This is a genomic window from Pseudomonas alloputida, assembly GCF_021283545.2.
In the GTDB taxonomy this organism is placed as follows: domain Bacteria; phylum Pseudomonadota; class Gammaproteobacteria; order Pseudomonadales; family Pseudomonadaceae; genus Aquipseudomonas; species Aquipseudomonas alloputida.
The window spans coordinates 4,879,061-4,903,161 of record NZ_CP128540.1; the positions used below are offsets into that span (position 1 = coordinate 4,879,061).

A 24,101-nucleotide genomic window follows, 5' to 3' on the forward strand; every position below is an offset into this window, starting at 1 on the left:
CGGTATTGCCCCTGGGTTTGACGCTATCCCTGTAGGAGCGGCTTCAGCCGCGAAAGGGCCGGTACAGGTGCCTTGGATAGTCCAACCCAACCCCGCTTTCGTCCAACTTTGCCGGCCAGCCGCTGGATACGCTGACCACTCCAGTAAGGAGGATCCACCCATGACTTACCTGTTCAACCCGCCGGCCATCGTCAGCCTGCCGATCCGCGGCAGCGATGCGCGCTTCCCGGTCGGCCGGGTGTTCTGCCTCGGCCGCAACTACCCGTGGCCGGAATCCTACGGCGCGGCGCCGCAGGAGCCTGTGTTTTTCATGAAACCGGCAAGCAACGTGGTCGAGGCACTGGGCGAACTGCCCTTCCCGCCGCAGACCGACGAGTTCTGCCATGAAATCGAGCTGGTCGCGGCCATCGCCAAAGGCGGCGCCAACATCGCCCGCGAGCATGCCCTGGAGCACGTGTTCGGCTTTGCCGCCGGTCTGGACATGACCCGTCGCGATCATCAGCGCAAGGCCAAGGCCGAGGGCCTGCCGTGGGAAGCCGCCAAGGTATTCGAGGCTTCGGCACCGATGACCGCCATCGTCCCTGCCAGTGAATGCGACTGGCCGCTGGATACGTCGCTATGGCTGCAGGTCAATGGCCAGGAGCGCCAACGTGCACACCTCAGCCAGCAGACCTGGGCATTGGCTGAAGTGATCAGCAGGCTGTCTCGCCAACTGCCGCTGCGCCCGGGCGACCTGATCATGACCGGCAGCCCGCCCGGCGTGGCACCGCTGAACCCGGGCGACACCCTTCACGCCGGCATCGATGGTATCGGCGAACTGCACCTGCACGTCGGTCCTCGCCCTGTCGGGCATACCGCCAACGCCGCCTGAACCTGTTGGAGCCTATCGATGAGCCAAAACAAGAAAGTCGCGCTGGTCACCGGTGCTGGCAGTGGCATCGGCCGTGCCGTCGCCCTCGCCCTGCTCGAGGACAACTTCAGCCTGGTCCTCGCCGGGCGCCGCGCCGAACCGCTACAAGCCGTCGTCGAGCAAGCGCTAGCAGCGGGCGGTGAGGCCTTGGCCGTTCCCACTGACGTGCGCGATGAGCAAAGCGTCGCGCACTTGTTCGCCACCATCGAGGAGGTGCATGGCCGCCTCGATGTGATGTTCAACAATGCCGGCATCAACGCCCCCGCTGTACCCGTCGACGAGCTGCCGTTGGAGAACTGGCGCAACGTCATCGCCACCAACGTCGATGGTGTATTCCTGTGCGCCCGCGCCGCCTTCGGCCTTATGCGTCGCCAGCAGCCGCAAGGCGGGCGGATCATCAACAACGGCTCGATCTCGGCGCACACCCCACGCCCGTTCACCGCACCTTACACCGCCAGCAAGCATGCGGTGCTGGGCCTGACCAAGGCGCTGGCGCTGGATGGTCGGCCTTACCACATCGTGTGCAGCCAGGTGGACATCGGCAACGCCCTGACCGAGTTGTCCGAGCGCATGACCCGGGGGGTGCGCCAGGCCAATGGCGAGATCGCCGCCGAGCCGATGCTCGACGTGCGGCATGTGGCCGATGCGGTGCGCTACATAGCAGCGCTGCCGCTCGACGCCAACGTACTGAACATGACCGTGATGGCCAGCAACATGCCATTCGTTGGCCGTGGCTGATCCCTGTTTATGATGGAGTGACCGATGAAACCAGAAGTCCTGCAACTGAGCCCTATCCTGATCCCGCAGATCCGTGAGCGCCTGGAACAGCTGTTCACCGTACACCGCTACTACGAACAGGCCGACAAGGAGGCCTACGTCAGCCAGCATGCTGGCAATATTCGCGGCGTGATCACCGGCGGCCACACCGGCATCAGCCAGGCGCTGATGGCGCGCCTGCCCAACCTCGAAGTGATCGCCGTCAATGGCGTCGGCACCGACGCGGTAGACCTGGCCTATGCCCGTGATCGCGGCATCCAGGTGACGGCGACCATCGGTGCGCTCACCGAGGACGTCGCCGATCTTGCCATCGGCCTGCTGATCGGCTTGTGCCGGGGGATCTGCACCGGTGACCGCTTCGTTCGCGCCGGCCGTTGGGCCACCAGCACCACGCCGCTGGCACCGCTGCCACTGGCCCGGCAGGTGTCGGGCATGCGCGTGGGCATCGTCGGCATGGGCCGGGTCGGGCGGGCGGTAGCACAGCGGGCGGCAGCCTTCGGTTGCCCGATCCGCTACACCGATCTACAGGCACTGGATGTGCCCTACGGGTTCGAGGCAGATCTGCTGCAGTTGGCCAAGGACAGCGATGCGCTGATCCTCGCAGCGGCGGCTGACAAGGGCGAGGCGCTGATCAATCGCGACGTGCTTCAGGCGTTGGGCAGCGAGGGGTACCTGATCAACATCGCACGCGGCAAGCTGGTAGATGAGCCTGCGTTGATCGCCGCGCTGCAGGCTGGCGAGATCGGTGGCGCGGCGCTGGATGTGTTTGCCGATGAACCGCGAGCGCCCGAGGCGTTGTTCGAGCGCGAAGATGTAGTCCTGCAACCGCATCGCGCCAGTGCCACTGTACAGACACGCACGCGCATGGGCGAGATGGTGGTGGCCAGCCTGGTGGATGTGTTTGCCGGGCGCACGCCGCAGGGGTTGGTTATCTAGTCGGCTTGTGCTGGCCTCTTCGCGGGCAAGCCCGCTCCCACAGGGTCGGCGCCGTATTACAAGGCGGTGCAGATTCCGTAGGAGCGGGCTTGCCCGCGAAGAGGCCGGCACAGGCAGCAAAGGGGTATCAGGCCACCGCCAGCTCCACCGCCTCCCCCTTCAACCGCACCGGCCACACCCGCAACCTCTGCCCGGCATCCTCCAGACACTCCCCACTCAGCAGGCTGAAGTGCTGCTTGTAGAGCGGCGCTGCCACCACCAACTCACCTTGCACACTGCCCACCAGCCCACGACCGATGATATTGGCACCGGAGCGTGGGTCGCGGTTGTCCACCGCGTACAGCGGCTGGGCCTGCCCCGGCAGGTAGAACAACGCCACCTGGGCCCCATCGAGCCAAACCACGACGCCGGAGTCGGCCACCAGGTCTTGTGCCTGGCACACCGTCTGCCAGTTTTCTTGCGTGTTCACAGCAGCATTGGCCAGGTTCATCAAACAGCCTCCTCGACAGTTGGGATCAGGTGCAGCGGTGCAGCGGGCCGGCGTTGTTCGCGTTCGCGCACGAAGTGCACGTCCGGGTCGGCGCGGCGATCGTTGACAAAGGTACGGAAGCGCTTGAGCTTCTCCGGGTCGTTGAGGGCATTGGCCCATTCGCATTCATACTGGTCGACCACATGCTGCATCTGGCTTTCCAGCTCGCTGGCCAGGCCCAGGCTGTCGTCGATGATCACCTGCTTCAGGTAGTCCAGCCCGCCTTCCAGGTTTTCGCGCCACACCGAGGTGCGCTGCAGCTTGTCGGCCGTGCGGATGTAGAACATCAGCACGCGGTCGATCAGGCGTACCAGGGCTTCGTCGTCCAGGTCGGTGGCGAACAGCTCGGCATGCCGCGGGCGCATGCCGCCGTTACCGCACACGTACAGGTTCCAGCCCTTGTCGGTGGCGATAACGCCGATGTCCTTGCTCTGCGCCTCGGCGCATTCACGGGTGCATCCCGATACCGCGAACTTGAGCTTGTGGGGGCTGCGCAGGCCCTTGTAGCGATCTTCCAGGCGCAGGGCCATGGCGACACTGTCCTGCACGCCGTAACGGCACCAGGTGCTGCCCACGCACGACTTTACCGTGCGGGTCGACTTGCCGTAGGCGTGGCCGGTTTCGAAACCGGCCTCGATCAGTTCGCCCCAGATCAGCGGCAGCTCGTGCAACTGGGCGCCGAACAGGTCGATGCGCTGGCCACCGGTGATCTTGGTGTACAGGTCGTATTTCTTGGCCACCTGGCCGATGACGATGAGCTTGTCGGGGGTTATTTCACCACCGGGAATGCGCGGCACCACCGAATAGGTGCCGTTTTTCTGCATGTTGGCCATGAAGGTGTCGTTGGTGTCCTGCAGCGGCACCAACGCCGGGTCCATGATCGGCTGGTTCCAGCACGAGGCGAGAATGTTGCCCACCGCCGGCTTGCAGATGTCACACCCCAGATGGCCCTTGCCATGGCGCTCGAGCAGTTCGCTGAAAGTGCGGATACCCTCCACCCGCACCAACCCGTACAGCTCCTGCCGGGTGTAGGCAAAGTGCTCGCACAGGCTCTTGTCCACCGCCACGCCGCGGGCCGTCAGTTCGTGCTCGAAGACTTGCTTGAGCAGGGCCGCGCAACCACCGCAGCCGGTCGCGGCCTTGGTGCAGCCCTTGACCGCAGCGAGGTCGCTGCAGCCGCTGTCGATCGCGGCGCACACCGCCCCCTTGCTGACGTTGTGGCAGGAGCAGATGGTCGCGCTGTCGGGCAGCGCATCGGCGCCCAGGGCCGGCGCACCACCGCCTTGCGGCAAGATCAGCGCTGCCGGGTCGGCCGGCAGGGCGATGCCGTTCTGGGCGTACTGCAACAGGGTGTCGTAATAGCTGTTGTCGCCGACCAGCACCGCGCCGAGCACGTGCTTGCCGCTGGCATCCACCACCAAACGGCGGTAAGCGCTGTTGGCTTCATCGATGAAGCGATAGCTGCGCGCGCCCGGCGTGGCACCGTGGGCATCGCCGATCGAACCGACATCCACACCCAGCAGCTTGAGCTTGGTCGACATGTCGGCGCCGGTGAACGCCACCGCCGCCTCGCCCATCAGCAGCCCGGCCAGGTTGCGCGCCATGCTGTAGCCCGGGGCGACCAGGCCGAACACGCTGCCGTTCCACGAGGCGCACTCGCCGATGGCGAAGATGCGGGGGTCGCTGCTGCGGCAGTGGTTATCGATGACCACGCCACCGCGCGCGGCGATGTCCAGGCCGCAACCCCGGCCCAGTGCATCCTGTGGGCGGATACCGGCGGAGAACACGATCAGGTCGGTTTCCAGGTGCTCACCGCCGTCGAAGTTCATGCGGTAGCGGTAGGTTTCACCGGCACTGACCGACTGGGTGGCGCGCGACAGGTGCACCCCCACACCTAGCGCTTCGATCTGCGCCTTCAACGCGGCACCGCCCTCGCCGTCCAGCTGTACCGGCATCAGCCGTGGGGCGAATTCCACCACGTGAGCTTCCAGCCCCAGCGACTTGAGGGCGTTGGCCGCTTCCAGGCCAAGCAGGCCGCCGCCGACCACCACCCCTCGGCGGGCACCGGCTGCGGCAGCACGAATGCCATCGAGGTCGTCCAGGGTGCGGTAGACCAGGCGGGCATTGCCGCTGGAGCCTTCGATCGGCGGCACGAAGGGATAGGAGCCGGTGGCCAGCACCAGTTGGTCGTAGCCATAGCGACCTGCGGCAGTGACGACTTCGCGGCGCTCGCGGTCGATCTCCAGCACGGCCTCACCCAGGTGCAGGTGCACGCCATTGGCCTCGTAGAAATCGTGCTCACACAGGGCCAGGGTTTCGGCACAGCTGCCGCCGAAGTATTCGGACAGGTGCACGCGGTCATACGCGCGTTGGCGCTCTTCGCCGAATACCCGCACCTCGAAGCGCTGCAGGGCGCCGCGACTGACCAGTTGTTCGACGCAATGGTGGCCGACCATGCCGTTGCCGACGATGACCAGTCGCTCTCGTTGCCCGCTGCTCGCTGTTGCCTTCATAAGCCGATCCTCGATCAAAAAAAAAGCGCCTGGAGCCGAAGCTCCAGGCGCCTTTGCCTGTATTCATCACGGTAGGGGGCCCGGTTGATCGCCGTTGATCAGTGGGCTTTGTTGTATCCGAGGTTAAGCAGGGAGCGTGCCAATCGGGTTGCGTGGGTTGCCTGGGTTGCCTGTGTCGGCCTCTTCGCGGGTAAACCCGCTCCTACACTTGCGCTGGGCCCGCCCAGCCAATGCACATTCAAGGTGCACAACACCCCATCTTGGAGCACTTCAGTACACATCGCGCCGATAACGCCTGGCCTTGCTCAAGCCTTCGACATAAGCCGCAGCCGCCGCCGCATCCATCCGGCCATGCTCGGCGACAATCACCCGCAACGCCGCATCCACATCCCTGGCCATGCGCTGCGCATCGCCACACACATAGAAATACGCCCCCGCCTCCAGCCATTGCCACAACAGCGCACCCTGCTCGAGCATGCGCTGCTGCACATAGATCTTCTCGACCTGGTCCCGCGAGAACGCCGTGTCCAGCCGCAGGTGCCCCGCCGCTTGCCAGGCCTGCAACTGCTCCTGGTAATAGAAATCGGTCGCTGCGTACTGCTCGCCGAAGAACAGCCAGTTGTCGCCTTTTGCCCCCCGTGCCTCTCGCTCCTCGAGAAACGCACGGAACGGTGCAATGCCAGTACCAGGGCCCACCATGATCACCGGCACGCTGTCGTCCTCGGGCAAGCGAAAGTGCTTCGACACCTGCGGGAAGATCGCCACCTTTTGCACCTGCGCACGGTCGGCAAGGAAACTTGAGCACACGCCTTTACGTTCGCCATAACGCACCGTCGATACCGTCAGATGCACCTGGCCTGGGTGCGCCAGCGGGCTGGAACTGATCGAATAGAGCCGCGGCTGCAATGGTTTGAGCAGTTCCAGCCAGCTGGCCAGCGGCAACTGCTGGGGGAAGGCGCGCAGCACATCGACCAACTGCCGGCCCCACAGCCAATCTTGCAGCTCGGCCTTGCATTCAGGCTGCAGCAAGCGCTGCAGGTCAGGCGCGTTGCTGGCAAATGCCTGCAGTTGTTGCGCAGTGACCTTGGCAATTTCCAGGTGTGCTCGCAGGGCTTCGGCCAATGGCATGGTGCTATGACCTTTAAGCTCGACCATAGCCTGGCCATCGAGCTGCATCAGCGTCAGCAGCTCTTCCACCAGGGCCGGGCAGTTGCGCGGCCATACGCCCAGGGCATCGCCGGCAGCGTAACTGAAGCCGCTGCCGCCCAGATCGAAGACCAGCTGGCGGGTTTCCTTGCTGGCGCCGGGGCCATTGAGCAGGCGGTTTTCCAGTACGGTGGCCATCCAGGGTTGCTGCTTGCTGAAGGCCGATACGGGTGCAGGTTCACTCGCCGGAGATGGCGCCGCGGCAGTGCCCAGTGCAGGCAATAACGCTTCGAGCCAGCCAGCAAAGGCTTCGTCGAAGTCGGGCTCGCAGTCCACCCGCGCCAGCAGGCGATGCCCTCCCAGCTCGGCCAGGCGCTGGTCGAGCTTGCGGCCAAAACCGCAGAACTGGTCGTAACTGGAGTCGCCCAGGGCCAGTACGGCATAGGGCAGCCCGGCGCAGTGAGCGCCCTCCTCGCCCTGCAAAGCCTGCCAGAAGGCCGCGCCGCTGTCGGGCGCGTCGCCATCGCCAAAGGTGCTGGCGATCAACACCACACTGGCAGCACCCTGCAGCTGGCTTGGGCTGACCGCCTCCAGGCAGCTGAGTTGCACATTCAGACCGGCACCGCGCAGGCGCGCGGCACAGCGTTCCGCCAGCTGCTCACCATTGCCGGTCTGCGAGGCCCACAGCACCTGATGCCATGGCGCGGCCTGTGCCGCGATGGGTGCAGTTGCAGGCTGGGCGAACAGCCCGGCCAGCAAGCCGTCGACAAACAAACGACGGCTGGCAGCCAGCGGCGCACTGGCCGGCAGGCGGGGTACGCCCTCGGCGCGGGCCTGGTCCAGGCCCAGCAGGAAACCTTGCAGGTAATGACGCTCTTCTTCGGCCAGCACCGGAACCGGCAAGGTGTGCAGGCCAAGCAGACGGGACAGGGTGGCGGTCGGCATGCGGACAGGCTCTACAGTGGCAGTGTTCAGATCAAGGGCGTCGATGCGCTCGCCTGCGACCCGCTCCGGGGCTACGGCGCAGTGCTTGAAGGCAGGCTGCAGCGACAGCGGGTCGACCGCATCGCAGGTCGCGGCATTGATCGCCAATTGCTCGCCGATCAGGTCGTTCCAGTGAAACGGCGCAAAGCAGTTGCCCGGCATGACCCGGTCACTGATGCGCGCCGGCAACACGGCCTGCCCCCGGCGCGAGCGAACGGCCACCTGGTCCTTTTCAGCGACACCCAGCCGGGCGGCATCCTCGGGGTGAATCTCAAGGTAGGGGCCGGGCTCCAGTTTGTTCAGCGCCGGCACCTTGCCGGTCTTGGTCAACGTGTGCCACTGGTGCTGCACGCGACCGGTATTCAGCACCATGGGGTAGTCATCGTCCGGCACTTCCGCTGCCGGCAACCAGGGCCGGGCAAAGAAGTGCGCCTTGCCGCTGGCGGTGGGAAAGGCCAGTGCCGGCCGCCTACCTCGGGCATCGAGCAGGAGCGCCTGGCTGCTGCCGTCGTTGAGGTAGCGCAGCGGGCTACGATGCTGCTCGCTGCCCGGTGCACAAGGCCACTGGCGCGGCTGTGTCCGCAATTCGGCATAGCCGATACCGCGCAGGTCATAACCGGTTGAGGGGTTGTGGAAGCGGCGTATTTCCTCATACACCGCTTCGGCATTGGGGTAGTCGAAGGCGTCGGCATAGCCCATGGCACACGCCACGCGGGCAATGATCTGCCAGTCCGGCAAGCTTTGCCCGGGGGGCTCGACAGCGCGTGGCATCAGGGTCAGGTTGCGCTCGCTGTTGATCATCACACCCTCGCCTTCGGCCCACAGCGCGGCCGGCAGCAGGATGTCGGCGTAACGGTTGGTTTCGGTGTCGAGGAAGGCGTCCTGGGTAATGACCAGTTCGGCCTTGCGCAGGCCGTCGATCACTTGCTGACGGTTGGCGACACTGGCCACCGGGTTGCTGCAGATGACCCAGCAGGCTTTCACTTCACCGGCTTTCATCTGCCCGAACAGCGCCACCGTACCCTCGCCCCCCTCGCTGCGCAGGCTGCCGGGTGGCAGTTGCCACTGCCGTTCGACGAACGCGCGGTCATCTTCCACCAAGGCTGAGCGCTGGCCTGGCAAGCCGGGCCCCATGTAGCCCATGTCGCGGCCGCCCATGGCATTGGGTTGGCCGGTCAGCGAGAACGGGCCGCTACCGGGGCGGCAGATGGCACCCGTGGCCAAGTGCAGGTTACAGATGGCGTTGCTGTGCCAGGTGCCGTGAATGCTCTGGTTCAAGCCCATGGTCCAGCAGCTCATCCAGTTGTTGGCGCTGCCGATCCATTCGGCGGCCTTGATGATATCGGCCTCGGCCAGCCCGGTGATGGCGGCGACGCGCTCGGGGGTATAGTCGTCGAGGAAGGCCGGCATTTCGTCCCAGCCTTCGGTGTGGCGGGCGATGAAATCGGGGTTGGTGTGGCCGTTGCGATGCAGCAGGTGCAAAAGGCCGTTGAGCAAGGCCATGTCACTGCCGGGGCGCACCTGCAGAAACAGGTCGGCCTTGTCGGCGGTTGCGCTGCGCCGCGGGTCGACGACGATCAGCTTCGCACCGGCCTTGACCCGATCAAGCAGGCGCAGGAACAGGATCGGGTGGCAGTCGGCCATGTTGGCGCCGATCACCAGAAATACGTCGGCGTGCTCGAAGTCCTGGTAACTGCCAGGTGGGCCATCGGCGCCAAGCGACAGCTTGTAGCCACTGCTGGCGCTGGCCATGCACAGGCGCGAGTTGGACTCGATGTGGCGCGTACGGATAAAGCCCTTGGCCAACTTGTTGGCCAGGTACTGGGCCTCCAGCGACATTTGCCCGGACACGTACAGCGCCACGGCATCCGGGCCGTGCTGGTCGATGATGCCGCGCAGACGCTCGGCGGTGGCAGCGATGGCCTGGTCCATGCTGGTGCGCACTGGCGGCTGGCTGCGTTGCTGGCGCAGGTAGGCGTCGGCCATGCGCCCGCTGGCACTCAGTGGCTGGTGTGCGGTGAGGCCTTTGGTGCATAAGCGGCCAAAGTTGCTCGGGTGCAGCTTGTCGCCGCTGATCTTGCCGACCTTGCCATCGGCAACGCTCATGACGATGCCGCAGCCCACGCCGCAGTAGGGGCAGACGCTGCGTACTTCGCTGTTGGCCATGGGCGGGCTCCTGTGGAAAACGCAAAAAGGCGCCGGCTGCCCCGGCATGCTGATGCAAGCGGGGCAACACGGCGCCTTTGTCGTGAAGTGGTGAGGGCTGTCGACGTTGACAGCCCGGGATGAGGTAGATCAGCAATTTATGGGCCAGCTATACCGGCCCTTTCGCGGGCATGCCCGCTCCCACAGGGATATCGCAAGGCCTGAGGGCGGCGCAGTACCTGTGGGAGCGGGCGTGCCCGCGAAGAGGCCTGCACAGGTTACGCACCATGCGGTGGCAACCTCATGCTCCCAGGCGCTTTGCTGGGGCAATTTCCAGCATGAGCACTGCCCTCCCATGTCCCAGGAGATGCCGGTGATCGAGGACGGGTTTGAGGTGCTGACGCTGCGGGAAGAAGAGTGGCGCAGCTAGCCCCTTGTTGCAGGGCGTAAACGATTGCATGATGCAGAAATAAAAAAAGCGACCCTAAGGTCGCTTTCTTTTTTACTTCCGGGTGTTCAGTGGGCCCTGGAAGTGGAATATGGCGCAGCGGACGGGACTCGAACCCGCGACCCCCGGCGTGACAGGCCGGTATTCTAACCGACTGAACTACCGCTGCGCTATACATCGAGTGGTGGGTGATGACGGGATCGAACCGCCGACCCTCTGCTTGTAAGGCAGATGCTCTCCCGGCTGAGCTAATCACCCATGTCTCTCGGTGTGGCGCGCATTCTACGGGCGACTTGGCGCTCTGGCAAGCACTTATCGAAGTTTTTTCACACTTCGGTCAAACACCAAAAATCAGGCACAAAAAAAGCGACTCTAAGGTCGCTTTCTTTGTTACTTCCGGGTGTTCAGTGGGCCCTGGAAGTGGAATATGGCGCAGCGGACGGGACTCGAACCCGCGACCCCCGGCGTGACAGGCCGGTATTCTAACCGACTGAACTACCGCTGCGCTATACATCGAGTGGTGGGTGATGACGGGATCGAACCGCCGACCCTCTGCTTGTAAGGCAGATGCTCTCCCGGCTGAGCTAATCACCCATGTCTCTCGGTGTGGCGCGCATTCTACGGAGCGCCCCGCACCCTGGCAAGCACTTTTTAAACTTTTTGCAAAAAAAACCTCAGACCTTTCAAAGACCTAGCGTTACCGGGCGATTCTTTCATGCATAAGCCACTGCTGGCCCTCTGACAGGGCTGGCCTGAATTCACCACTCGGAGAATAATGCCCGCCTTATGCATTAAGGAGAGATTGCCCCTCATGTGGTTCAAGAACCTGCTGACCTACCGCCTGACCCAGGAAGTTCCGTTCGAGCCTGAAGCGCTGGAAGCCGCCCTGGCCAGCAAGCCGGCCCGCCCCTGCGCCAGCCAGGAGCTGACCACTTATGGTTTCGTCGCGCCGTTCGGCAAAGGCGAAGACGCTCCCCTGGTGCATGTCAGCGGCGAGTACCTGCTGATTGCCGCGCGCAAGGAAGAACGCATCCTGCCGAGCAGCGTGGTCAACGACGCGGTCAAGGAAAAGGTCGAAGAGATCGAGACCGAGCAAATGCGCAAGGTCTATAAAAAGGAACGCGACCAGATCAAGGACGAAATCATCCAGGCGTTCCTGCCGCGTGCGTTCATCCGCCGCTCGATGATTTTCGCTGCCATTGCCCCGCGCCTGGGTGTGATCCTGGTCAACTCGGCCAGCGCCAAGCGCGCCGAAGACCTGCTGTCGACCCTGCGTGAAGTGATGGGCTCGCTGCCGGTGCGCCCGGCCACGGTGAAGATTGCGCCAGTGGCCACCATGACCGACTGGGTCAAATCGCAGCAAGCCGCCGAAGGCTTCTATGTGCTGGACGAGTGCGAACTGCGCGACACCGCCGAAGATGGCGGTATCGTGCGCTGCAAGCGCCAGGACCTGACCGGCGAAGAGATCCAGCTGCACCTGAGCACCGGCAAAGTGGTGACCCAGCTGGCCCTGGCCTGGCAAGACAAGCTGTCGTTCATCCTCGACGACAAGATGGTCATCAAGCGCCTGAAGTTCGAAGAGCTGCTGCAGGAGCAGGCCGAGCAGGACGGTGGCGATGAGGCTGCGCAGCAGTTCGATGCCAGCTTCCAGTTGATGATGATGACCTTTGCCGAATTCCTGCCGGTGCTGTTCGAGGCGCTGGGTGGTGAAGAGATTCCGCAAGGGGTCTGATTGGTATGAAATGCAGGTGCTGGCCTGAATCGTTTTCTGCCAGCACCGGCCTCTTCGCGGGTAAACCCGCGCCTGCAAGTGGTAACCCCTTGCAGGCGCGGTCTTGCCCGCAAGGCCGCAGACAGGCACCATGGTGCCCACGGTGAGGACGACCTCACGACGCACCGCGTGACCACTCCGGGGACGGCCCCATCATTCAAACGATGGAGACACACTCATGTCCTGGATCATCCTGTTTTTCGCCGGCCTGTTCGAGGTCGGCTGGGCCGTCGGCCTCAAATACACCGACGGTTTCACTCGACCGCTACCCACTGTCCTTACCGTCGGCGCCATGGTCATCAGCCTGGGCCTGCTGGGCCTGGCCATGAAGGAACTGCCGCTGGGCACCGCCTATGCCATCTGGACCGGCGTAGGCGCAGTCGGTACGGTCATCGCCGGGATCATTCTGTTCGGCGAGTCCATGGCCCTGGTGCGGCTGGTCAGTGTGGCGCTGATCGTCTGCGGCCTTGTCGGCCTGAAAGTCAGCGCCAGCTAACCCCTATCGCAGAGGGCCGCGCAGGCGGCTGACCTGTTCGCGCAACACTTCAGGCTGCGCCGCCTCCACCGGGATGGCGGCGCCTGCCACGATGGTCACCCGCGACCACAGGCGCTTGAAGAAGCCTTTGGCCGGGTCACGGCTGAAGAAGCTACCCCACAACCCCTGCAAGGCCAGCGGAATCACCGGTACCGGCGTTTCTTCGAGGATGCGGCTGACCCCACCCTTGAAGACATCGATTTCGCCATCGCCCGTCAGCTTGCCTTCCGGGAAGATGCACACCAGTTCACCATCCGCCAGGTATTCGGCAATGCGCGCGAAGGCCCGCTCGTACGTCGCCTGGTCTTCGTTACGCCCGGCAATCGGGATGGCACCGGCAGTGCGAAACACGAAGTTGAGCACCGGCAGGTTGTAGATCTTGTAGTACATGACAAAGCGGATCGGCCGGCGGATAGCCCCGCCCAGCAGCAACGCATCGACGAACGACACGTGGTTGCACACCAGCAACGCTGCACCTTCGTCGGGGATGCGCTCAAGGTCTCGGTGCTGCACGCGGTACATCGAATGGCTGAGCAGCCAGATCAGGAAACGCATGGTGAACTCGGGCACGATCCTGAAGATATAGGTGTTGACCGCGATATTGAGCAGCGACACCACCAGGAAAAGCTGCGGGATGCTCAGCTTGGCCACGCCTAGCAGGATGATGGTGAGCACCGCCGACACCACCATGAACAAGGCATTGAGGATGTTGTTGGCCGCGATCACCCTGGCGCGCTCGTCCTCGGCCGTGCGGGCCTGGATCAACGCATACAGTGGTACGATGTAGAAGCCGCCGAACACACCCAGGCCAATGATCGACAGCAAGATCCACCAGGCCTGGCTCATGCCCAGCAGTGCCAGCCAGTCGTGCGGCGCTGCTGCAGCCGGTACATCACCGGAGTGCCACCACCACAGCAGGCCGAACAGGGTCAGGCCGAACGAGCCGAACGGCACCAGGCCGATTTCCACCTTGCGTCCACTGAGCCGCTCGCACAACAGCGAGCCCAGGGCAATGCCCACCGAGAACAGGGTCAGCACCAGGGTCACCACCGTGCCATCACCGTGCAGCCAATCCTTGGCATAGGCCGGGATCTGCGTGAGGTAGATGGCGCCGACAAACCAGAACCACGAGTTGCCGACGATCGAGCGCGACACCGCCGGCGGCTGGCCCAGGCCCATGCGCAAGATCACCCACGACTGCTTGAAGATGTTCCAGTCCAGCGGCATTTGCGGCGAGGCGGCAGCCGCCCGAGGGATCCAGCGGCTGGCGAGGTAGCCGAGTACCGCCGTGCCGACCACGCCACCGGCTACCACCGTTGCGTAGCTGTCGGCCGACATCATCATGCCCGCGCCGATGGTGCCGGCGAGGATGGCGAGGAAGGTGCCGGTTTCCACCAGCCCGTTACCGCCCACCAGCTCTTCCTCGCGCAGGGCCTGCGGCAGGATCGAATACTTCACCGGGCCGAACAGCGCCGAGTGGGTCCCCATACCGAACAGCGCCACCAGCATCAGCGCCAGATGGTTGGTGACAAAGCCCAGTGCACCAATCGCCATGATCACGATTTCGGCCAGTTTGATTGCCCGGATCAGCGCATCCTTGGCGAACTTCTCGCCAAACTGCCCGCCCAGCGCCGAAAACAGGAAAAACGGCAGTATGAACAGCAAGGCACACAAGTTGACCCAGATCGATCGGTCACCATCGCCCAGGCTGAGCTTGAACAAAATCGCCAGGATCAGCGACTGCTTGAACAGGTTGTCGTTGAAGGCACCCAGCGACTGAGTGATGAAAAACGGCAGGAAACGCCGCTTGCCGAGCAAGGTGAATTGCGAAGAGTGACTCATCGTCCTTGGTCCTGAGGGCTTTTCAATTGGAGGCTCGCCAAGCGCGCCGGGCCACAAATCTGCATGGGAAATGCGCTGGCTGGCAAGCACCGGCTCAGGCATGACCACGCAAGCTTGCGTTCAAGGACCTGCTGGCAGTTGCAGCACTGGCGCTAGGTCACTCGAAACCAAACAACGCCCGCGCGGTATCCAGCAACAGTGCCTGGCGCAACTGCGCTGAACAACCCAAGGCCTCGAACTGTTCGACAGCGCTGCCGAAACTGACCTCCGACTCATGCTGGGTATGCGGCCAGTCACTGCCCCACATCAACCGCTCTGCGCCGTAATGGGCTTCCAGCGCGCACAGCGCCTGACGGGCGAATGCCAGGTTCTCCTCCGGCGAGCCCTGCAGCCTGTAGATGCCGGACACCTTCACCCACACCTTGCCCCGACCGCTCAGGGTCAGCAGTTCGGCAAACCCCGGCTGGCCCAGGCCACGGCGGGCATCCGGGCGGCCGAAATGGTCAATCACGATGTCCAGCCCATAGGGCTGCAATGCCCGCACCAGCACTGGAATGTCCGCCACCTGACGGTGCAGTTCCACGTGCCAACCCTGCTCGCCGATGCGCTCCAGCAGGGGCCGCCACTGCGCGCCGGTCAGGTCAGGCATGTCTTGCCCCATGAGGTTGAGGCGTACCCCCCTGACTCCCAATCGGGCCATTTCCGCCAAGGTCGCCTGCTCGACATCCCGCTCCAGCATCACCACCCCGCGCAGTTGCCCTGGCACGGTCTGCAAGGCGCTGAGCAGGTAGCGGTTGTCGGTACCCAGGAAGCTGGGCTGGACCAGTACGCCATGGCTGAAACCATGGGCCCGCAGTTGGCCCAGGTAGTCGCCCAGCGGCGCATCGTAGTTGGGCGCATAACGCCGCTGGCTGGCCAGGTTCAGCCCACGGCTGAACACGTGGGCGTGGCTGTCGATGGCAGTCAGGTGCAAAGCGGGTGCGTCGGGCATGGTTCTCATACAAACAGGTTCAGGTTACTTGGCGACGGCACCGGCCGTTTCCGGCGCAGGTGCAGATTCAAGGTTGCGGCCACGGGTTTCGGGCAGGCACAGGGCTGCAATCACCGCAACGCCATAGGCGATGCCGGCATCGATGCCGATGGCACTGCCCAGCGACATCGACTCGCTCATGTGCCCGACCAGGAACGGGAACACGGCCGACAGCACGCGACCGAAGTTGTAGCAAAAGCCCACCCCGGCGCCGCGCACGTCAGCCGGGTACAGCTCATTGAAAAACGCACCCAGGCTGGCCGGGATGCCGGCGGCGAAAAAGCCCAGCGGGAAGCCGAGGAACAGCATCTGCGTATTGGTCAGCGGGAAGAACACGTAGGCCTGCACGGTCAGTACACAGCACAGGGCGAACAGCAGGATGTTCTTGCGCCTGCCAATACGGTCGATCAGCAGGCCGCTGACCACGCAGCCGCACCAGAAGGCCAGGATGATCACCGCCAGGTAACCGCCCGAGTTCAGCACCGAAAGGTTGCGCTCTGTCTTGAGGAAGGTCGGCAACCAGGTCATCACCGCGTGGTAGCCACCGTGGGCACCCAGGCCGAGCAAGCCGCCCAGCAGGGTCACACGCAGCAGTTCAGGGCGGAAGATGCCAGCCATCGACTGCAAGAAGCTGGAAGGGATGGCTTTTTCTTTCTGCAGGCGCTGGAAGCTGTCCGGCTCAGGCACGTTGCGGCGTACCCAAATGATCAGCAGCGATGGCAGCAGACCGACGAAGAACATCACCCGCCAGGCAAACTCCTGCGGCACCAGCGAGTAGATCAGCATAAACAATGCCACCGCCAGGCCCCACCCCACAGCCCAGGCACTCTGCACTGTACCCATGACCTTGCCGCGATACTTCGGGTTGATGGTTTCGGCCATCAGCACAGCGCCGGCTGCCCATTCGCCACCGATGCCAAAGCCTTGCATGGCCTTGACGAACAGCAACGGGTAGAAGCCGGTGACGAACGCCGAAAGAAAGGTGAAGAACGAAAACCAGAGAATCATCCATTGCAGGGTACGCACGCGACCATAGCGGTCGGACAGTGTGCCACCCAGCCAGCCGCCGATTGCCGAGGTCACCAGGGTCAGGCCACTGATCAGGCCGGCATCGCCCTTGGTCAGGGAGAACGCGGCGATCAGCGCGGGGATGGCCAGGCCGAACATCTGCACTTCCAGCGCATCGAGCGACCAGCCGCCGAAACAGGCCCAGAATGTCTTGCGTTCCCGTGAGGTGATCTCGCGATACCAGCTGAACATGATTGTTATCCTTCTAGTCGTGGGTGTGACGGGCAGGCGAAGCCACTGCGCCGTGGCAGCACGGCGCAGACAGGTGAAGGGTGAAGCGACCGGTTTAACGAATGTCGATGCGGTAGCGGAAGTGCTGCGCATGGCCGCGCGAGCGGCGCCATTCCAGAGGTTTGCCGGCGTAATCGCGGGCCAGGCGCTCGATCACGACCACCGGGCTGTCGGCCGGCAGTTGCAGCAAGCGGCCATGCACCGCGTCGACCGCTTCGGCGGTCAGGGTTTCTTCGGCGTAGGCGACCACCTGACCGCACAGCGCTTCGTAGATCGGGTACAGCAGCGGGCCCTCGCTGTTCAGATCCACGTCCAGCAGCGGCTGGAAGGTTTGGCGCGGCAGCCAGATTTCTTCGGCCAGCACCGGCTGGGCGCCGAGCAGACGTGTGCGAATGATGCGGATCACTTCTGCCTCCCCTGCCAGGCCCAATGCCTCGGCCACCGCGGAAGGCGCCGGCAGCGACTCGATGGAGAGAATGCGGCTTTCCGGCACTATGCGCTCGCCATTGGCGGCCTCGAAACGGAAGAAGCGGAACAGCGACGACTGGAACTGTGGGCGGCGAATGAAGGTGCCGCGGCCCTGCTGGCGCTCCAGCACGCCTTCGGCCACCAGGACATCGACGGCCTTGCGCACGGTACCGATCGACAGGTCGAACTCGGTGGCCAAGGCTGCCTCGGTCGGGATCGCTTCCCCCGGGCGCCAGCGGTTGTTGGCAATTTGCGCAACCATGTGATCGCGCAGTTGTTGGTAGCGGGGCAGTCGAGCATCACCGGTCAATGGGTGCATGGGTCTCGCTCTCGTCTTGTTATATAAACATATATATGAATTTTTCGAGAGTATTCCCTGAGCCTGACAGGCTGTCAATCCTCCGCCTGTCGCCCTTTGGTAGGCGAAACAGCCTTGTGTCGGGAGGACCGCATGTGGCTTATGCTTGTGCTCGGCAAACCCGCACAACAAGGACGTGGCAATGCTCGCCGCCATAAAACGCTACCCGCACACCGTTCGCCTGCTGCTCACCACCACCTTCACGCTTACCGTCGCCCGCGCCCTCACCCTGCCCTACCTGGTGGTTTACCTGGCTGACAATTTCCAGCTGCCGATCAGCCAGATCGGCCTGCTGATCGGTGGCGCGCTGATCGTTGCCTCGCTATTGAGTCTGTACGGTGGTCATCTGGTCGACACCTTGAGCAACCACACGCTGGTCAGCGCCAGTACCCTGCTGTTCGCCCTGGCCTTCGTCGGCGCGGTCGCCAGCCGTTCGGCACTGCCGTTCTTCTTTTGTCTGGTGTTGATCAACCTGGCCCTGGCAGTGGTCGACATCGCCGCCAAGGCAGGCTTCTGCGCGTTACTGCCGGTGGATGAGCGGGCCGAGGTATTCGCCATCAAGTACACCCTCAGCAACGTCGGCTACGCCGCCGGCCCGTTGCTGGGCGTGGCCATGCTTGAACTGAACGACCATGTGCCGTTCCTCGCCTCTGCGCTGCTTGGCCTGGCCATGTGCCTGGCTTATTGGCGCCTGGGTGATCGCAGCCTGCAGGCCAGCGCGCCGGACAAACCTGCGGCCGGCTTCGGCCAAGTGGCGCTGGGGCTGGCGCGGGATCGTCGGCTGGTGTGCTTTACCGTGGGAGGGGTGCTGAGCGCGGTGGTGTTCGGCCAGTTCACCGCCTACCTGTCCCAGTACCTGGTGGTCACCAGCAACCCGGCCGAAGCGGCACGGCTGATCGGCTATCTGGTCACCACCAACGCCGTGACGGTCATTGCCTTGCAGTACCTGATTGGCCGGCGTATCAGCCGCCAGCGCCTGATGCCGTGGCTGTTGGCCGGCATGGGCCTGTTCATCGCCGGCTTGCTGGGTTTTGCGCTGGCAGGCTCGGTACTGGCCTGGTGCCTGGCGATGCTGGTGTTCACGCTGGGCGAAATCATCGTGATCCCGGCCGAGTACATGTTTATCGACCTGATCGCACCGGAGCACTTGCGCGGGGTGTATTACGGCGCGCAGAACCTGTCCAACCTGGGGGCGGCGCTGGGCCCGGTGATGGTGGGTTTTGCACTGGTACACCTGTGGCCGGGGGCAGTCTTCTACCTGCTGGTGTTGTCGGTGATACTGGCAGGGGTGTTCTATTGGTTGGGTACCCGAAGGGGTTGATGTTGCCTGTTCCGGCCCATTCGCGGGTGAACCCGCTCCTACAACCATCGTCTGCGCTGACGAAGCGGCACTTGCGTGCCAGACTGATTGATCGGGACCGCGTTACCTTTTTGCTTCGGAGTCTTCATGTCGTTGTCCAGCGGGCTGATCGCCGTGGTCGCCCTGGCCTATATGGCCATCATGTTCGCCATCGCCTTCTATGGCGACCGCCGCAGCACGCCATTGCCGCCAAAGCTGCGTGCCTGGGTGTACAGCCTGTCGCTGGCCGTGTACTGCACCAGCTGGACCTTCTTCGGCGCGGTCGGCCAGGCCGCCGAACAGCTTTGGGCGTTCCTGCCCATCTACCTGGGCCCGGTACTGCTGCTGATCTTCGCCCCTTGGGTGCTGCAGAAGATGGTGCTGATCAGCAAGCAGCAGAACATCACCTCGATCGCCGACTTCATTGCCGCGCGCTACGGCAAGTCGCAGACCCTGGCAGTGGTGGTGGCACTGATCTGCCTGGTCGGTGTGCTGCCGTACATCGCCTTGCAGCTCAAGGGCATCGTACTGGGCGTGAACCTGCTGATCGGCGCCAACGCCGACGCCACCGGCACCCGCGTGCAGGACACCGCGCTGGTGATATCGCTGGTACTGGCGCTGTTCGCCATCGTCTTCGGTACCCGCAGCCTGGATGTGACCGAGCACCACCGCGGCATGGTCCTGGCGATCGCCTTCGAATCGCTGATCAAGTTGCTGGCGTTCCTTGCCGTGGGCATCTTCATCGTTTTCAACCTGTTTGACGGTTTCGACGACCTGTTCAGCCAGGCCCGCCAGTCGATCCACTTGCAGGACTATTGGAAAGAAACCATCAATTGGCCTTCCATGGTGGTGCAAACCGCCGTGGCGATGATGGCAATCATCTGCCTGCCCCGACAGTTCCACGTTACCGTGGTGGAGAACATCGAACCGCAGGACTTGCGCCTGGCGCGCTGGGTATTCCCGATGTACCTGGCACTGGCCGCGCTGTTCGTGGTGCCGATTGCCCTGGCCGGGCAGATGCTGCTGCCCGGCACGGTGATCTCCGACTCGTTCGTCATCAGCCTGCCCCTGGCCGAGGCGCACCCGAGCCTTGCCCTGCTGGCGTTCATCGGCGGTGCCTCGGCGGCTACCGGCATGGTGATCGTCGAGGCCGTGGCGTTGTCGACCATGGTGTCCAACGACATGCTGCTGCCCTGGCTGCTGCGCCGCAACAACGCCGAGCGGCCTTTCGAAGCGTTCCGCCACTGGATGCTTTCGGTACGCCGGGTAACCATCGTGGTGATCCTGCTGCTGGCCTATGTCAGCTACCGCCTGCTGGGTTCCACCGCCAGCCTGGCGACCATCGGCCAGATTGCCTTTGCCGCTGTGACCCAGCTCACCCCAGCCATGCTTGGCGCGCTGTACTGGAAGCAGGCCAACCGTCGCGGTGTGTTCGCCGGCCTGGCCGCTGGCATTTTCCTGTGGTTCTACACCTTGGTGCTGCCGATTGCCGCGCACAGCCTGGGCTGGTCGTTGCAGTTGTTCCCTGGCCTGGCGTGGCTGCACGGCAACCCGCTGAACCTGCCGATCAGTCCACTGACCCAAGGTGTGGTGCTGTCACTGGCGGGCAACTTCACCCTGTTCGCCTGGGTTTCGGTGCTGTCGCGCACGCGGGTTTCCGAGCACTGGCAGGCCGGCCGGTTCATTGGCCAGCAGACCAGCGCGCGGCCCAGCAGCAAGCCGCTGCTGGCGGTGCAGATCGACGACCTGCTGACCCTGGCCTCGCGCTTTGTCGGGGAAGAGCGCGCACGGCAGAGCTTCATCCGCTTTGCCTACCGCCAGGGCAAGGGTTTCAACCCTAACCAGAACGCCGATGGCGACTGGATCGAGCACACCGAGCGCCTGCTGGCCGGGGTGCTCGGTACCTCGTCGACCCGCGCGGTGGTCAAGGCGGCCATCGAAGGCCGCGACATGCAACTGGAAGACGTGGTGCGCATCGCTGACGAAGCCAGTGAGGTGCTGCAGTTCAACCGCGCCCTGCTGCAAGGCGCCATCGAGAACATCAACCAAGGCATCAGCGTGGTCGACCAGAACCTGCACCTGGTGGCCTGGAACCGCCGCTACCTGGAACTGTTCAACTACCCGGACGGACTGATCAGCGTTGGGCGACCGATTGCCGACATCATCCGCTACAACGCCGAGCGCGGCCTGTGCGGCCCCGGCGAGGCACAGGTGCATGTGGCGCGGCGGCTGCACTGGATGCGCCAGGGCCGCGCGCACTCCTCCGAGCGGCTGTTCCCCAATGGCCGGGTGATCGAGCTGATCGGCAACCCGATGCCGGGCGGTGGCTTTGTCATGAGCTTCACCGACATCACCCCGTTCCGCGAGGCCGAGCAGGCCCTGCGCGATGCCAACGAACGCCTTGAGCAACGCGTGGCGGAGCGCACCCACGAACTGTCGCAGTTGAACCAGGCGCTGTCCGAAGCCAAGAGCCAGGCCGAAGCGGTGAGCAACTCCAAGACCCGCTTCCTGGCCGCCGTCAGCCATGACCTGATGCAACCGTTGAACGCCGCACGGCTTTTCTCTGCCGCCTTGTCGCAACAGGCCGAGGGCATGAACGAAGAGGCCCGGCAGTTGGTACAGCACATGGACAGCTCGCTGCGCTCGGCTGAAGAGCTGATCAGCGACCTGTTGGACATCTCGCGCCTGGAAAACGGCAAGATCACCCCGGATGCCAAACCCTTCGCCCTCAACGAACTGTTCGACACCCTGGGCGCCGAGTTCAAGCTGCTGGCGGCCGAGAAAGGCCTGGAGTTCCGCCTGCGCGGCAGCCGCCTGCGGGTGGACAGCGACATGAAACTGCTACGCCGGGTGCTGCAGAACTTCCTCACCAATGCCCTGCGCTACGGCAAGAGCCCGATCCTGCTGGGCGCGCGCCGACAGGGCGAGCGCCTGTGGCTGGAGGTCTGGGACCGTGGCCCGGGCATTGCTGACGACAAGCTGCAAGTGATCTTTCAGGAGTTCAAGCGCCTGGACAGCCACCAGACCCGTGCCGAGAAGGGGCTAGGCTTGGGCCTGGCCATTGCAGACGGTCTGTGTCGGGTGCTGGGGCATCCGCTGGAAGTGCGCTCATGGCCAGGCAAGGGCACGGTGTTCCGCGTCAGCGTACCGATTGCACGCCAGGCCGCCGCGGCGCCAAGCACGCCCGTGGAACAACAGGGCGGCCAGCCACTGGCCGGGCTGCAAGTGCTATGCGTGGACAACGAAGACAGCATCCTGATCGGCATGAACAGCCTGCTGAGCCGCTGGGGTTGCCAGGTATGGACCGCGCGCAACCAGGCCGAATGCGAAGCCCTGCTGGCCAAAGGCATGCGCCCGCACCTGGCATTGGTGGACTACCACCTGGACGACGGCGAGACCGGCACCGGGCTGATGGGCTGGCTTCGAGCACGGCTGGGTGAGCCGGTACCCGGTGTAGTGATCAGCGCCGACGGCAGCAAGGAAACCATCGCCCTGGTACATGCATCAGGGCTGGACTACCTGGCCAAACCGGTCAAGCCTGCGGCCTTGCGCGCCCTGCTCAATCGCCATCTGAGCCTGGCTCAGTAACCGCTACCTCGGGCAGCGCCTCATCGGACAGCGCCCGCTCCAGCAGGTCTGCCGGCAAGCTCTTGCTGGCACGGGCGCCCAGCAGCTTAAGCTGCTCGCTACGGCTAACCAGGTTGCCACGCCCTTCGCACAGCTTGTTGCGCGCTGCCGCATAAGCCTTGTCCACCTGCTGCAAGCGGCTGCCCAGTTCGTCCAGGTCCTGGATGAACAGCACGAACTTGTCGTAGAGCCAGCCGGCCCGCTCGGCAATTTCGCGGGCGTTCTGCCCTTGACGCTCCTGCTTCCACAGGCTGTCGATAACCCGCAAGGTGGCCAGCAACGTGGTAGGGCTGACAATCACGATCTGCCGGTCGAAGGCCTCCTGGAACAGGTTCGGCTCGGCCTGCAGGGCCGCCGAAAAGGCCGCCTCGATGGGCACGAACAACAACACGAAGTCCAGGCTGTGCAGGCCTTCGAGGCGGCTGTAGTCCTTGCTCGACAGGCCTTTGACGTGGCTGCGCAGCGACTGCACATGCTGCTTGAGCGCAACTTCGTCGTTGCCGGCAACGAACTGCTGGTACGCCGTGAGGCTGACCTTGGCGTCCACCACCACCTGCTTGTCGCCGGGCAGCATGATCAGCACATCCGGCTGGAAACGCTCACCATCGGCGCTTTTCAGGCTGACCTGGGTCTGGTATTCGCGGCCCTTTTCCAGGCCGGCATGTTCCAGCACACGTTCGAGGATAAGCTCACCCCAGTTACCCTGGGTTTTCTGGCCCTTCAAGGCCTGGGTAAGGTTGGTGGCTTCGTCGGACAGGCGCAGGTTGAGCTGTTGCAGGCGCTCCAGCTCCTTGCCCAGCGAGAAGCGCTCGCGGGCCTCTTGCTGGTAGCTTTCCTCCACGCGTTTTTCGAAGGCCTGGATGCGCTCCTTGAGCGGGTCGAGCAACTGGCCAAGGTGCTGCTGGCTGGTCTGGGCGAAGCGCTGCTCGCGTTCGTCGAAAATCTTGGTGGCCATGTCGGCGAACTGGGCGCGCAAGGTGTCACGGGCCTCCTGCAGGTCTTCCAGGCGTTGCTGGTGGCTTTCCTGCTGTTCACGCAGCTCTGCGTCCAGGCGCGCGGTTTGCGCCTCCAGGCGACGCAGTTCGGCTTCGCGATTGGCGCGCTCAAGGCTCCAGGCGTGGGCGGCATCACGGGCGTTGTCGCGATCGATCTGCAGCAGCTCCAGCTCACGGCTTTGGGCGGCCAACTGGGCCTGCTTGACGGCGTTGGCCTCACTGAGGTCGCTGACCTCGTCGCGACTGGCGTCCAGTTGCGCCTGCAGGCCAGCCTGGGCCAGTTGGGCTGCATTGAGGCGTTCTTCGAGCAAGGCCTGCTCAGCTTGCCGTGCGCCCTGGCGGCGCTGCACCTGCATGACCCACACCAGGCAGGGTATTGCGCCTGCCACCAAGCCCAGCAGAATGCTGGCCAGATCCACTGTCATGCTTACCCCGAACGCTCTGATGCA

Annotated in this window: 15 protein-coding genes and 4 tRNA genes; 7 read left to right on the top strand and 12 right to left on the bottom strand. The window is 64.1% G+C overall.

Features of this window, described 5'->3' with window-relative positions; genetic code table 11:
• Positions 1-160 precede the first annotated feature (160 nt).
• From LU682_RS22615 to LU682_RS22625, 3 genes are read left to right on the top strand one after another with little or no spacing between them, the layout of a single operon-like run.
• The gene (locus tag LU682_RS22615) at positions 161-871 is read left to right on the top strand and encodes a fumarylacetoacetate hydrolase family protein (RefSeq protein WP_010952760.1); all 711 of its coding nucleotides are present in this window, start codon (positions 161-163) and stop codon (positions 869-871) included.
• 18 nt (positions 872-889) lie between these two features.
• Positions 890-1,648: an SDR family oxidoreductase gene (locus LU682_RS22620; RefSeq protein WP_010952759.1), complete on the top strand. Its 759-nt coding sequence runs from the start codon at positions 890-892 to the stop codon at positions 1,646-1,648.
• A 24-nt stretch (positions 1,649-1,672) separates the two neighbouring features.
• A complete protein-coding gene (locus tag LU682_RS22625) occupies positions 1,673-2,623 on the top strand; it encodes a 2-hydroxyacid dehydrogenase (protein WP_010952758.1) in 951 nt (316 codons plus the stop codon).
• 127 nt (positions 2,624-2,750) lie between these two features.
• Here LU682_RS22625 and nirD read toward each other — a convergent pair whose 3' ends face one another.
• The 7 genes from nirD to LU682_RS22660 form a co-directional block, all read right to left on the bottom strand.
• On the bottom strand, positions 2,751-3,113 hold the full coding sequence (nirD, locus tag LU682_RS22630; protein WP_010952757.1) for a nitrite reductase small subunit NirD: 363 nt from the start codon (positions 3,111-3,113) through the stop codon (positions 2,751-2,753).
• Positions 3,113-5,665, bottom strand: coding sequence for a nitrite reductase large subunit NirB (gene nirB, locus LU682_RS22635; protein ID WP_010952756.1), 2,553 nt, complete (start codon positions 5,663-5,665; stop codon positions 3,113-3,115). The genes nirD and nirB overlap by 1 nt, the downstream gene beginning before the upstream one ends.
• Before the next feature lie 270 nt (positions 5,666-5,935).
• On the bottom strand, positions 5,936-9,961 hold the full coding sequence (locus LU682_RS22640; RefSeq protein WP_232857205.1) for a bifunctional nitrate reductase/sulfite reductase flavoprotein subunit alpha: 4,026 nt from the start codon (positions 9,959-9,961) through the stop codon (positions 5,936-5,938).
• 519 nt (positions 9,962-10,480) lie between these two features.
• Positions 10,481-10,557: transfer RNA gene (locus tag LU682_RS22645), tRNA-Asp, on the bottom strand.
• Positions 10,558-10,570: 13 nt separating this feature from the next.
• Positions 10,571-10,646: transfer RNA gene (locus LU682_RS22650), tRNA-Val, on the bottom strand.
• Between the two features lie 170 nt (positions 10,647-10,816).
• Positions 10,817-10,893: transfer RNA gene (locus LU682_RS22655), tRNA-Asp, on the bottom strand.
• Between the two features lie 13 nt (positions 10,894-10,906).
• Positions 10,907-10,982: transfer RNA gene (locus tag LU682_RS22660), tRNA-Val, on the bottom strand.
• A gap of 217 nt (positions 10,983-11,199) precedes the next feature.
• Here LU682_RS22660 and rdgC point away from each other — a divergent pair.
• Positions 11,200-12,120 carry a recombination-associated protein RdgC gene (gene rdgC / locus LU682_RS22665; protein ID WP_003252510.1) on the top strand — a complete coding sequence of 307 codons (921 nt, stop codon included), beginning with the start codon at positions 11,200-11,202 and terminating at the stop codon, positions 12,118-12,120.
• A 217-nt stretch (positions 12,121-12,337) separates the two neighbouring features.
• Positions 12,338-12,655 carry a quaternary ammonium compound efflux SMR transporter SugE gene (gene sugE, locus LU682_RS22670; protein WP_010952753.1) on the top strand — a complete coding sequence of 106 codons (318 nt, stop codon included), beginning with the start codon at positions 12,338-12,340 and terminating at the stop codon, positions 12,653-12,655.
• 3 nt (positions 12,656-12,658) lie between these two features.
• Here sugE and LU682_RS22675 read toward each other — a convergent pair whose 3' ends face one another.
• The 4 genes from LU682_RS22675 to LU682_RS22690 form a co-directional block, all read right to left on the bottom strand.
• Entirely contained in the window at positions 12,659-14,536 is a 1,878-nt protein-coding gene (locus LU682_RS22675) for an MFS transporter (RefSeq protein ID WP_049587237.1), read from the bottom strand.
• A 157-nt stretch (positions 14,537-14,693) separates the two neighbouring features.
• Positions 14,694-15,527, bottom strand: coding sequence for an amidohydrolase family protein (locus LU682_RS22680; protein WP_049587235.1), 834 nt, complete (start codon positions 15,525-15,527; stop codon positions 14,694-14,696).
• A gap of 24 nt (positions 15,528-15,551) precedes the next feature.
• A complete protein-coding gene (locus LU682_RS22685; RefSeq protein WP_010952750.1) occupies positions 15,552-16,826 on the bottom strand; it encodes an MFS transporter in 1,275 nt (424 codons plus the stop codon).
• Positions 16,827-16,920: 94 nt separating this feature from the next.
• Positions 16,921-17,652 (bottom strand): GntR family transcriptional regulator, encoded by a 732-nt coding sequence (locus LU682_RS22690; protein ID WP_020189988.1) that lies wholly within the window; start codon positions 17,650-17,652, stop codon positions 16,921-16,923.
• 181 nt (positions 17,653-17,833) lie between these two features.
• On the opposite strand from LU682_RS22690, the gene LU682_RS22695 reads away from it, so the two are divergent.
• Both LU682_RS22695 and LU682_RS22700 read left to right on the top strand, forming a co-directional pair.
• A complete protein-coding gene (locus LU682_RS22695) occupies positions 17,834-19,012 on the top strand; it encodes an MFS transporter (RefSeq protein WP_010952748.1) in 1,179 nt (392 codons plus the stop codon).
• Positions 19,013-19,138: 126 nt separating this feature from the next.
• Entirely contained in the window at positions 19,139-22,618 is a 3,480-nt protein-coding gene (locus tag LU682_RS22700) for a hybrid sensor histidine kinase/response regulator (RefSeq protein ID WP_010952747.1), read from the top strand.
• Here the strand turns inward: LU682_RS22700 and LU682_RS22705 are convergent.
• Positions 22,590-23,963, bottom strand: a complete 1,374-nt coding sequence (locus LU682_RS22705; RefSeq protein ID WP_162490567.1) for a DNA recombination protein RmuC — start codon at positions 23,961-23,963, stop codon at positions 22,590-22,592. The genes LU682_RS22700 and LU682_RS22705 overlap by 29 nt on opposite strands.
• Between the last annotated feature and the right edge of the window lie 138 nt (positions 23,964-24,101).

What these genes read in the sequence shown, in the direction of transcription:
- LU682_RS22620 (WP_010952759.1), top strand. Translation starts at nt 890, where the DNA reads ATGAGCCAAAACAAGAAAGTCGCGCTGGTCACCGGTGCTGGCAGTGGC.
- LU682_RS22700 (WP_010952747.1), top strand. Translation starts at nt 19,139, where the DNA reads ATGTCGTTGTCCAGCGGGCTGATCGCCGTGGTCGCCCTGGCCTATATG.
- rdgC (WP_003252510.1), top strand. Translation starts at nt 11,200, where the DNA reads ATGTGGTTCAAGAACCTGCTGACCTACCGCCTGACCCAGGAAGTTCCG.
- nirD (WP_010952757.1), bottom strand. Translation starts at nt 3,113, where the DNA reads ATGAACCTGGCCAATGCTGCTGTGAACACGCAAGAAAACTGGCAGACG.
- LU682_RS22640 (WP_232857205.1), bottom strand. Translation starts at nt 9,961, where the DNA reads ATGGCCAACAGCGAAGTACGCAGCGTCTGCCCCTACTGCGGCGTGGGC.
- LU682_RS22685 (WP_010952750.1), bottom strand. Translation starts at nt 16,826, where the DNA reads ATGTTCAGCTGGTATCGCGAGATCACCTCACGGGAACGCAAGACATTC.
- LU682_RS22615 (WP_010952760.1), top strand. Translation starts at nt 161, where the DNA reads ATGACTTACCTGTTCAACCCGCCGGCCATCGTCAGCCTGCCGATCCGC.
- LU682_RS22695 (WP_010952748.1), top strand. Translation starts at nt 17,834, where the DNA reads ATGCTCGCCGCCATAAAACGCTACCCGCACACCGTTCGCCTGCTGCTC.
- LU682_RS22680 (WP_049587235.1), bottom strand. Translation starts at nt 15,527, where the DNA reads ATGCCCGACGCACCCGCTTTGCACCTGACTGCCATCGACAGCCACGCC.
- LU682_RS22675 (WP_049587237.1), bottom strand. Translation starts at nt 14,536, where the DNA reads ATGAGTCACTCTTCGCAATTCACCTTGCTCGGCAAGCGGCGTTTCCTG.
- LU682_RS22690 (WP_020189988.1), bottom strand. Translation starts at nt 17,652, where the DNA reads ATGCACCCATTGACCGGTGATGCTCGACTGCCCCGCTACCAACAACTG.
- sugE (WP_010952753.1), top strand. Translation starts at nt 12,338, where the DNA reads ATGTCCTGGATCATCCTGTTTTTCGCCGGCCTGTTCGAGGTCGGCTGG.
- nirB (WP_010952756.1), bottom strand. Translation starts at nt 5,665, where the DNA reads ATGAAGGCAACAGCGAGCAGCGGGCAACGAGAGCGACTGGTCATCGTC.
- LU682_RS22625 (WP_010952758.1), top strand. Translation starts at nt 1,673, where the DNA reads ATGAAACCAGAAGTCCTGCAACTGAGCCCTATCCTGATCCCGCAGATC.